Source organism: Streptomyces sp. URMC 126, assembly GCF_051386555.1.
In the GTDB taxonomy this organism is placed as follows: Bacteria; Actinomycetota; Actinomycetes; order Streptomycetales; family Streptomycetaceae; genus Streptomyces.
Genome location: NZ_JBPQTX010000672.1, coordinates 1 through 483, shown reverse-complemented (window position 1 = coordinate 483; position 483 = coordinate 1). Strand labels below are relative to the sequence as shown.

1 pseudogene is annotated in these 483 nt (G+C 77.0%); it reads right to left on the bottom strand.

Going from position 1 to position 483, the window contains the following annotated elements:
• Nucleotides 1–205, bottom strand: a pseudogene (locus ACSNOK_RS33405) (hypothetical protein); the annotation flags it as partial.
• Between the last annotated feature and the right edge of the window lie 278 nt (nucleotides 206–483).

Genomic DNA, 483 nt, shown 5'->3' with positions numbered 1-483 from the left:
GACCGGGGGCGGTGGCGGGGGCGGGAGCGGGCGCCTCACCGCCGCGCGCGGCGGCCGACGTGTCTCCGCCCGGCGCACGGCCGGGTGCGGCGGTCAGTGCGCCGCCGTCGGGTGTACGCCCCGGGGCGGCGCCCGCCTTGTCGTCGTCGGTCCTACGGCTCCGGCCTGTCGCGCCGTCCCGGTCCGTCGTCGGGTGTTCGGTCATCGCTTCTCCCCCTGCTCGTCGCTCGGTAGCGGTGTCGTGCGCGGCGCCGACGGGTGTGCGAGCATGGCCGGTCGCCGTCTGACGGCCCGTCCGCCGTCGCCCGGCATAGCGCGTGCCAGGCGTACGCGGAGTGGCACCGCCGGCCATACGGCTCGGGCCCGGTTGCCTGGCTCACGAGCCCGTCACCAGCCCCCTCCATCGCCCCGGGACGCCACCTGCCGGACGTACCCGGCGCAGCGGCATCGCCGCTCATACGACCTCCGGTCATTCGTCGACTC